Annotated in this window: 15 protein-coding genes; 9 read left to right on the top strand and 6 right to left on the bottom strand. The window is 38.8% G+C overall.

The features are described 5' to 3' along the window. The first annotated feature begins 35 nt into the window (after positions 1–35). Entirely contained in the window at positions 36–557 is a 522-nt protein-coding gene (locus tag DYY65_RS07970) for a hypothetical protein (RefSeq protein ID WP_162477442.1), read from the top strand. A 391-nt stretch (positions 558–948) separates the two neighbouring features. Here DYY65_RS07970 and DYY65_RS07965 read toward each other — a convergent pair whose 3' ends face one another. Next, positions 949–1,407, bottom strand: coding sequence for a hypothetical protein (locus DYY65_RS07965; RefSeq protein ID WP_162477441.1), 459 nt, complete (start codon positions 1,405–1,407; stop codon positions 949–951). A 489-nt stretch (positions 1,408–1,896) separates the two neighbouring features. On the opposite strand from DYY65_RS07965, the gene DYY65_RS07960 reads away from it, so the two are divergent. Then, positions 1,897–2,076: a hypothetical protein gene (locus tag DYY65_RS07960; RefSeq protein WP_201449409.1), complete on the top strand. Its 180-nt coding sequence runs from the start codon at positions 1,897–1,899 to the stop codon at positions 2,074–2,076. A 19-nt stretch (positions 2,077–2,095) separates the two neighbouring features. Here the strand turns inward: DYY65_RS07960 and DYY65_RS07955 are convergent, their stop codons facing one another. The 4 genes from DYY65_RS07955 to DYY65_RS07940 form a co-directional block, all read right to left on the bottom strand. Continuing rightward, positions 2,096–2,314, bottom strand: coding sequence for a hypothetical protein (locus DYY65_RS07955; RefSeq protein ID WP_236561733.1), 219 nt, complete (start codon positions 2,312–2,314; stop codon positions 2,096–2,098). Positions 2,315–2,547: 233 nt separating this feature from the next. Continuing rightward, entirely contained in the window at positions 2,548–2,889 is a 342-nt protein-coding gene (locus DYY65_RS07950; RefSeq protein WP_162477438.1) for a hypothetical protein, read from the bottom strand. Between the two features lie 134 nt (positions 2,890–3,023). Then, positions 3,024–3,467 carry a hypothetical protein gene (locus DYY65_RS07945; RefSeq protein ID WP_162477437.1) on the bottom strand — a complete coding sequence of 148 codons (444 nt, stop codon included), beginning with the start codon at positions 3,465–3,467 and terminating at the stop codon, positions 3,024–3,026. Between the two features lie 188 nt (positions 3,468–3,655). Next, positions 3,656–3,865 (bottom strand): hypothetical protein, encoded by a 210-nt coding sequence (locus DYY65_RS07940; RefSeq protein ID WP_162477436.1) that lies wholly within the window; start codon positions 3,863–3,865, stop codon positions 3,656–3,658. A gap of 9 nt (positions 3,866–3,874) precedes the next feature. Between DYY65_RS07940 and DYY65_RS07935 the strand changes: the two genes are divergently transcribed. The 4 genes from DYY65_RS07935 (at position 3,875) to DYY65_RS07920 (ending at position 7,341) form a co-directional block, all read left to right on the top strand. Next, on the top strand, positions 3,875–4,681 hold the full coding sequence (locus DYY65_RS07935; RefSeq protein WP_201449408.1) for a hypothetical protein: 807 nt from the start codon (positions 3,875–3,877) through the stop codon (positions 4,679–4,681). A gap of 16 nt (positions 4,682–4,697) precedes the next feature. Then, positions 4,698–5,534 carry a hypothetical protein gene (locus DYY65_RS07930; protein ID WP_201449407.1) on the top strand — a complete coding sequence of 279 codons (837 nt, stop codon included), beginning with the start codon at positions 4,698–4,700 and terminating at the stop codon, positions 5,532–5,534. A gap of 335 nt (positions 5,535–5,869) precedes the next feature. Then, entirely contained in the window at positions 5,870–7,099 is a 1,230-nt protein-coding gene (locus DYY65_RS07925) for a caspase family protein (protein ID WP_162477434.1), read from the top strand. Positions 7,100–7,113: 14 nt separating this feature from the next. Beyond that, complete coding sequence (locus DYY65_RS07920; RefSeq protein ID WP_162477433.1) at positions 7,114–7,341, top strand: hypothetical protein; 228 nt, start codon at positions 7,114–7,116, stop codon at positions 7,339–7,341. Between the two features lie 276 nt (positions 7,342–7,617). Here the strand turns inward: DYY65_RS07920 and DYY65_RS07915 are convergent, their stop codons facing one another. Beyond that, complete coding sequence (locus DYY65_RS07915; protein WP_162477432.1) at positions 7,618–8,202, bottom strand: hypothetical protein; 585 nt, start codon at positions 8,200–8,202, stop codon at positions 7,618–7,620. A gap of 116 nt (positions 8,203–8,318) precedes the next feature. Here DYY65_RS07915 and DYY65_RS07910 point away from each other — a divergent pair, with 116 nt between their 5' ends. From DYY65_RS07910 to DYY65_RS07900, 3 genes are all read left to right on the top strand, one after another. After that, positions 8,319–8,504 carry a hypothetical protein gene (locus DYY65_RS07910; RefSeq protein WP_162477431.1) on the top strand — a complete coding sequence of 62 codons (186 nt, stop codon included), beginning with the start codon at positions 8,319–8,321 and terminating at the stop codon, positions 8,502–8,504. A 2-nt stretch (positions 8,505–8,506) separates the two neighbouring features. Then, on the top strand, positions 8,507–8,902 hold the full coding sequence (locus DYY65_RS07905) for a PH domain-containing protein (RefSeq protein WP_162477430.1): 396 nt from the start codon (positions 8,507–8,509) through the stop codon (positions 8,900–8,902). After that, positions 8,899–9,164, top strand: a 266-nt coding sequence (locus tag DYY65_RS07900) for a hypothetical protein (RefSeq protein ID WP_162477429.1), incomplete at its 3' end; no start/stop codon positions are given. The genes DYY65_RS07905 and DYY65_RS07900, both read left to right, overlap by 4 nt.

Raw genomic sequence — 9,164 nt, 5'->3', positions numbered from 1 at the left:
GCATTATTTATATGTATTAATACTAGTGGTCTTACATGTTAAAAGAAAATAATGCTGCCGCCGTGCTTGCGGCTTTGATCCTGTCTACTATATTGTTGACGACTAGTGGGGGCATTTTTCAGCCAATAAGGGCACAAATAAATAACACTGGGGGACTGCTCAGCACTTCAAATTTCAAGGATCAAATAGTAAAAGGTGGAAACCATGTCATGGATGAAATTACAAAAGGTGGTGCTGGATTCTTGAATGCAACCGCTGCTCATCTTCCTAACGTCAAAGCCCACTTTGGTACGACTTACCAAGATATTATTAAGGATGACAAGACTGGAGCTGGTACGCAATTAAAACAACTCTATGCTAATTTTGTTAATGACAGCCAATTAGCGTATGGGTTAGGCCAGGAATTAAACCAAATTGCCCAAAATAATTCAGCGCACATTGACAGCCACACCAAACAGCTCTTATCGGCTATAAGCACTGATCTAAAGGATATTGCGCTTAGATCAAATTCTACCAGTACTAGTACCGTGGCAAACAATTCAGCCAACTCTAAATAGCAAAACCATTTCTCCTACTTTTTTGGAATACTCCGCATACTGAAACTTTACGATCCAACACTATAGCTCACCGTTTAGAGTAGGAACAATTATAACTGGCCCCAATACGACATACAAATTAAAATGATTGATCAAATGACAATGCCGTTAGAGTATGGTTGATCATACTCCATTGTCACTTTATTTCTTCTTGGCGACCTTTACCGGCTTCTTTGCTTTTGTTTTGGCTTTCTTAACCATTCCTAACATCAAATATGTTTTATTGATTTATAAATTTACTGAGGTAGACCAATCATACCAATCGATGTCACGTGCTATGGTTAAAGAGACACGGTACCCGCAGTATCCTACCTTCTGCAGATATCTTCTTGTAGAGCAAAGATTGCTCATTTCATGATGTACTTATGTCCTTTTGTGGTTCTAACACCTTGGGATCAGTCATTGAGGCATTTCCCCTGCTCAATTCGCTTATTATGGTGTTTATCCATTTCCAGAAATTCTTTTCAAAGGTATAAGCTCTATAAATTTCTGCTCCAGCCACGGCTGCTGCGCCAATTCCGCCTGTGAAAAGACCTGCGATTGCTCCTGGAACGAAGATATCGCGTCCCCACGCTCCAGTACGTAGAATTAATTCGTGACTGGTATCTGATCCAGAAATCATTACTTCTACGTCTCTAACACTTCCTGTTATTGTATTGAGCGTACCACCTTTGTATGCCTTCAAACTCAAGTAATTTGGTAATTTATCCTCATGAATCACTTCTAACTTAAGATCTTGCAGATATTTCTTAATTGCCCCGTACAACTGTTCGATCTCTACGTTGGTAAGAGTGACATGTTCTTGATGCATTATGGGGGTTTGCTCCCCTCCTCTCATATATTTAGGTATTCAATGTCATTTAATTTTTGACATGTTTATGGTTTTAATTATGTTGGCTTGAGACATATGAGGAAAAGAGGCTTCCATAATCAAATAGAGAAGAGAATAAAAACAGATTGTGACAAATAATACAGACTTCAGCACGTCTTGATCGTGCAACCACAATATCTTGTATTAGTTAATTTTCGACATCAACAGATTTCAAACATGAAACCGCCAGAGCCTACGAAAAATTATAAGACCTTTGTTTGAAGGTAGCATATTCAATGAAGATGGATTTTGTTGTTTCAAGAATTGAAGCGTCCCAAGATGGTAGCCCTTATGTTTATGTAACATAGTAGCCCTTATGTTTATGTAACATATGTCAATCCTAATGATTTTAAGGCTGGCGCGGATAGATCGCCGTCATTCAACCCTTTTGGTCCTAATATGATGTCCTTCACATCACCAGAGGATTTGATGAAGAATCTCCCCAAAGCAATGGCCAATATGGGTAAAGCTATGGGTTGCGGCGGCTTTCCAACCGAATCTCCTACATTTAAGATCAGCATGAGGGAGTACGAAGACATGGCAATCAAGGTTGGAGATAAAGTAACGATAGAAATTAAGAAGGCTGAAAGCAGTGGGATTTACAAGTAGAATAAACAGCAGTCTCGTTCTATTTGGGAATTAAAGAAAGCGAGAAATTGCGTTCCTCACAAAAGTAGATCACTTTATCGAATTCCGATTGTAGAGTCATTACATCATGTGGGCATTCTATTTCATATTCAATCGGTAAATTCTCTTTGACAGGCTGGGATAGTGTTATTTCCTTTTTTTCTTCAAGATCTAACATACTCTTGACCTTATTCGTCATCCCATACTGGATGTCAATCATTCTTATATAATCAGAATAACCGACAGGGGAGGGAGTATATCTTGCCCACCCGATGATTTTGGTGGGACAAATAATGGTGGCAGATTCAGGTTGTATAATTGTAGCGAAAAGCGAACCTAGGAACTTTCATCTCAAGATACAGAGATAGACCGAGCTAAATAATCAATAAAATATGTTTACGGAATCGCGACAATTTCACATTCGAGATTCAAAAGAAAGAATTTGTTTTAGTTTCAGTTATGAAAGAAGTACTGAGATGTTGCTGTTAGATTTGCTGCTGCGAGCTTACTCATGATATCTGGATCTTTTGCTATTTGGTTGTCATAAAGAGAACAATTGGCAAGCTTTTCCCCTTCTAAGTCACCTACAATGTTTGCTTTGTCGTATATGAACGAACGTACGAAACCTACATCGTTAGGAGTGTACGTTCGATTGTCTACCTCAAATTTCAGTTCATCATCCGCCATCTTCATCATCCATTTTTTACATACTGCGTAATCTGCCCGTGCTGTTTGAGCGGTAATGAGTACCAATACGAGCGGTATTATGCTCAAAACCGCTAATGATTTACTCACCTAACAATCCCGAGCTTTTACTATTTATAGAATTCTACCTGCTACTCTAACATACGGCCTACCCGAACGATGGAGTTCTAAACGTTTTTTCAATGTGATTATCATTGAAAAAAAGGAAAGTTGCTCAGCCAATACTATTTGTGGAATATTTGTGTCAACAAACTCACCGTGCCAGAATCCAAAGCATCCCAATTCACGATGTTGTCACAACCTGTCTGACCACTGAGTGCTTTCAATCCTGGAATCACCATCGGAAGGGGTAAACCAAGTGCGAGCGCACCACCACCTAACAGGATTCCATTTTGTATGCAGTCATGTGCGTGTTGACCGTCAGCCGTGAAACTCCCATCAGTATTTACTAATTGACTGCATGATTCTACCAAAATGGATTGTATCTGATTACATATTCCACTCCAGTCGGTACCTTGTTGCCCGTCGCCATTGTCCATCTGTGCCATTACCATGTTCGATGTTGAGGCAGTGGCTAATATCGCAATGGTTGCAAATATTGCCACGATTGTGAACATTTTAGGTGTTTTGGTTGTTGTTTTGACCCTTACGTTATTTTTCTTATTCATGCTACTACTGAGAAGAAACGGTTCTTGTATTAGGTCGGTGACTTCTAGTAGAGATTTCGTTGCAGTTTCGTTGCACCAGATCTTGTATAGATGAACATTTTCTCAATTTGCTCTACTACGTTAACAATCCCCTTTTAGGTTCTGTTAATTTATCGCTGATTCCTAAAGTGTTAACCATCGTCGGATATCTAGGTCACTTTCATCCCTTTTCTGGACATGGGAAATTTCCCTGAGATAAGCTCTATTGTATTATTGTCTTTATTAATGACAAATTTTATCGTGTCTGTTTTTCCTAATCTCTCCATTACCGGAATAGGAATCGAAGATTGATATCCTCTTCCGTCGGAATAATTAACACCGACGGTAAATTCCTTCGCATCTTTTTTCCACTTCAGCATATCGAAAATATGAGCAAAACACTGATAAATCGGGAGCAACATGGATTAATCATTGCTAACATAAGCGGTGCGATAAAACGCATTAATGATACAAAATATGTTGTCAAATCTCAAAATGGCAATGGCGATTACGATGTTTGCTCAATGTATTTAGGATGGGTCTGTTCATGTCCTGATCACAGATTTCGTCGTGTGAAATGTAAACACATTTTTGCTGTTGAAATCTCATTTGCCCTCCATAAAGAAGTAGAGGTTGCGCGCATTAAACCCATCAATACCCAATGTTGTATCTATTGTGAATCGTTTAATATCGTAAGAGACGGATTAAGACATAACAAACATGTTAATATTCAAAAATTCAATTACAGAGAATGTAACAGTTATTTCACAATCAATTTAGGATTTGAAAAGATGCTTGCAACACCCCAAATGATAACGTCAGCATTGCAATTGTATTTCACGGGCGAATCATTCAGGAATGTTCAGAAATTCTTGAAATTGCAAGGTGTAAAGATGAGCCATGTTGCAATTTACAAATGGATTAAAAAATATGTGGCCTTAATGCAACTATATTTGGAGCAAATCAATCCAAATGTCTCTGATTCATGGCGTGAATTGTATGTGAAGGTAAAAGGCAGCCCAAAATATTTATTCGTTCTTATGGATGACCAGACAAGATTCTGGATTGCACAAGAGGTCATGCGCGGTCTGAAAATGCCTAATACAGAGCTTTTACCTGGCTATCAAATCTATCACAATTATTTTAGACCACATATGTCACTGAATGGAAAAACGCCTGCCGAGAAATGTGGATAATCGGAGGAGAGAATAAGTGGATCACAATTATCCAAAATGCAACCAAGGGGCAGAACAATTGATTACGGAAGGAATAGAAGATATTGATCCCAATCGCACTGATGAGACGGACCCCTTGACAACAATAGTCGCGATAAAATGTCCTGATGGCATTGTGATGGCTAGTGATAGCCAAGCCACGGTACGAGCCGAGAGGGCGAAGATGCTCGGCGTGACCAAAATATCCAATGTAAATAATTTCATAGCCATAGGCGGTTCTGGTGACGCTGATAACATAACACTATTTGTCGAACATCTAAGAGAGGAATTTCCTCAGATGTCATCGACCAAAAGCGAATTTCGAGATAAGATACAAAATGTCTTTTGGTGTCTACATAAGAAATACAATTTGGATTCCAGAGAATTCCTCGGCATAAATGCACATCCATTTAATCCCACACTGCTTGTGGGGGCGAAAAACGAAGACAATAGCTTTGGTTTATATCTGTTAAAAGAGAACGGAATGGTTTATCCCAAAGATGAACATATGGTGATAGGTAGTGGAGGCGATCTTGCGAGATTGGTCATAAAACAGCTCAACAGAAGCATGGCAGTTGCTGGTGGTTCTTTGCATAATCTCCCAGTGGAAGATGCAATAATCGTGGCTTGTTATATCATTAATGAGGTAAAAGAATCTGATAGCCAAAGTGGTGGCGAAACAAAGGTCGTATTAATAGATTCTAAAGGTGTTAGGGCATTATCACGAGACGATGTACAGAAGAATTATGATAAATTTCTGGGCATCATGACAGTGGGATTAGCTCAAATTGGCCTCTCTGCAGAAGAAATCAAGAAATTATGGCCAACAGGATAGCAAATGATCTTTAAAACACTGCGAACCCCCTTTTACTTTGTTTCCTAACCATAGATTTGTCTAAAGATCGCTGGAATCATCTCTAAAGATATGTCATCTTAATCGATCTTTACTGAATTCTGGATCTCCATATTCATTATCTTTGGTTTTCTTCCATGCACCTTGCATTTACACACTTTGCATTTTAAATTCAAACCGGCCAGGGTTTAAGTTTTAAATCTCAACATATGAAGGGAGAGCATATCATCGGTTCTGAATTAAAATCGGAAAAGTTCTTAAATTTCTCTGTTCTGATATGTACTAACTTTACCCATGAATGTGAGTGGTAAAACAGCATGAAAAAGGTGCAAAGGAAAGCATTAATTATTGGGATTAGCGATTACAATGACCCACACCTACAGAACCTAAATTTTTGCAAGAACGATGCTGAAAAGATGTACGAATTATTACAATCTTTTTCAGGAGAGAATAAATGGGATATTTCAGACAATTATAAGTTGGTAGGCCAAGTTAAAGGACAGAAATTAAGAGATAAAACATTTGATTTTTTTAACGATGAAGAAAATCATAGGGACGATGTATTGCTTTTTTATTATTCTGGTCATGGAATTCTAGATGATAATGGAGAACCATATCTTGCATATTCTGATATCAATCCTGACGAACCAGGCAGAAGGGGTTTTTCTTTTGATGACCTTACCAAATGGATAGAAGACAGTACTCCCAATACGGCAATTATAATTTTGGATTGTTGTTATAGTGGTTCTGCAAGCTTACGAAGCAAAGGTGTGATGACAAGTAAAGCAGACGAAGACAACCAAGCAAAATTAGGACGGAAAGGTATAATTGACAGATTAAAAAAACTTCCGAGAAAAAAAAGAATATACATTTTAGCTGCTAGTCAAGCTGCACAAGAGGCTTATGGGCTAGAAAAAGATAACCACAGCATATATACATATTACCTTCTCGAGGGCCTAAAAGAAAATACCAATTCGGTCGATAGTAACGGAAGCGTCACACCACTAGCGTTGGGTGAATACGTTGACAAAGAGATAATGAGCCGGAAACCAAGACCAAAACAAAGACCGATTACAAAAGCTGAAGGATCTGAGAATGTTATTTTGGCAACTTATGACTCATTGAGGAGCAAAGATATTATAGTACGTACCCCTTCAAAAAAAGGACTCCGATGGCATCTATTATCTGGCCATAATAAGTATCTGTTATTGATACCAATCATTGCAGTGACGGCAGCAGTAATTGGTATCTATTTCATTGGTCCATGGTACACTGACCATCAAAAATATGTTTCTGGGTTTGATTATGGCAATATGTCTGCCGTTTACGACCTCCATAACCATAATCCATTTAACCCAGCTTGCGATCCTACTGGCAGTTACACTACTAGCGATGGACAACATCCGATCGCATATTGCTTAGGTTGGACACAGGGATACATCCTGGTTATACCGACAGATCTATCCCAGTTTGGTTCAAGAATAAATTCCCTACCGATATTAAAAAAGCAGGACAAACCCCAGCCCAGAGATTTGATTCTGGAATAGAGGATGGAGGCAACATGGCAATTTCTGATTCGAAGGCGGGTAGCCCATTTAACCCGGGTTGTGATCCTACTTCTGCCCATTCATCTGACCGGCTTCATACTACTGCATATTGTAATGGTTGGACCAATGGCTATATCACCGAATGGAACATTTATCATTCCCACGGAATGAATGCAAACATGACCTCTACCACTAAATCAGACTATCGTTTTGATGCATCTAGTATTGTTACTCATGTTTAGTAGATTTATACGCAAGCGGGATGTTGGAATCTGTTGGGACTAGCTATCTACGATAAGGCCAAGACAACAGTACTGGTGCTTCTAAAAAAGTATTATCAACGCTTGCTTTAGTATGATAAGATCAGAAGAGGACCTTCTCATATGTAGATTTACGAATAAGACCCAGATGGTAACCAAATGGATTTTATCCAAAAGTACAAACACACTTGTATAATAGCATAGGCACCGTGAACCGTGTTGAACAGATTAAAATGAAGCAAATGAATGCTTTATGAATTACTCCTCCTCATCTATTGTTTCAAGTTGATCTTCAAATTGTAAGTATATCTCGGAGATTTTTTCGGCCAATATCTTCTCCACTCTTTCTAATCCAGGGACCTTCCTAACACCTTTTGATACGAACTTATCATTGTCATCTAGTTTTTTATTCATGTTCGCAAATTCCCCATATGCAATAAGGTCCTGTAATATTTTTGTGGAAACATCTTCACCCTTATCTGTAATTGTTATGTAGGTTTCGCCTTCCATTTTTTTGACAGTAACCAATCCCCTCTCAGAGATCATATTGTATATTCTGGTTGCAACTTTTGTTCTGTCATATTGAATCGGTATATGATAGGGCCCCATCTCTTTGAATGATTCAGCAACTTTACCCAATCCATAAAGAGTAAAGTAAACTGAATTATCAATCTCTTTTCCCATTAAACTGAACATGTGTGTTGCTTTGGCAAGAAATACAACTATCAGATATCTGTGGATCTTGGTGGTTTGAGGGCCCAAATAGATAATATTTCCGGATGGATCTCTGCCATTTAAAACGGGAATAACGTTTGCAACTATCTTCAGCATTGGTTCTTTCATGACAGATTACAAATTCAGTGTAGTTTGTACAGTGCTTGAGATAAACATTTTGCAACGAAAATGCAACGTTACTGCATCTACCAGGAAGAAGAGCACCTGGAAGCTATCTATTAAGTATGAATCAAAACAATCAAAAGAAAATAAACAATCCGAAATCCGAAAAGGAGATGGATTTCTACGTCCCTGTGGGCGCCATCCTTGTTGAAGTTGAGGATCGTTCTGTCGACCTGACGAGAGCAGGGTCTAAAGAATTCACTATCGTGCAATTCACCCCTGCACTGTTAGGAAGGAAGGAGGATTGAATATGTCGAACACAATATCTGACATTCCAAAGGAATTGCGACAAATGTTAGGAGAAGGCGAAAAAGTACTTTACAGGGGTAAGACAAAAAGATATGCACCAGGAGGAGAACCACTTCATCCTACTGAAATATTTGTAACAAATCAGAGAATAATCCTTTATAACCATAAATTCTTTGGGAGAGGTACAATCGAAGACCTACACTTTGGAGATATATTAAACACGGTGGTAAAGAAGGGCATCCTCAGCGCTGATATAGAATTGAAACCAAGATTTCCTGGAAATGATACCATTGTGGTACAAGCGGTAAATAAACAGAAAGTGTACGAGATTAATGCATTAATTACAACCGGAATAAAGCAAGCGGCCTGTGTTGTAGGAGGTAGGTTTACCCAATGAATTCAATAGCGCTAACTAAGCAGCATCTCATGATTGCAATATTGGGAACAGGGATAATTATTTCTTCGATATTGGTAGCACCAGATGCGTACGCGAGGCACCTAAGTGACAATAAGAGATATAGCGATGGATTTAATGACGGAACACAGGCCGCGATAACAGATAGACAAAACGGAAATCCGTTTAACCCGGCATGCGATCCTACTGGTGAGCATACAAGCGATGGACAGCATACAACGATATATTGCTCAGGGTGGTCCAA

It is taken from the genome of Nitrososphaera sp. AFS, from assembly GCF_009898475.1.
GTDB lineage: Archaea > Thermoproteota > Nitrososphaeria > Nitrososphaerales > Nitrososphaeraceae > Nitrosopolaris.
The sequence above is the reverse complement of the archived record's forward strand: the minus strand, read 5'-3'. Positions and strand labels throughout refer to the sequence as shown.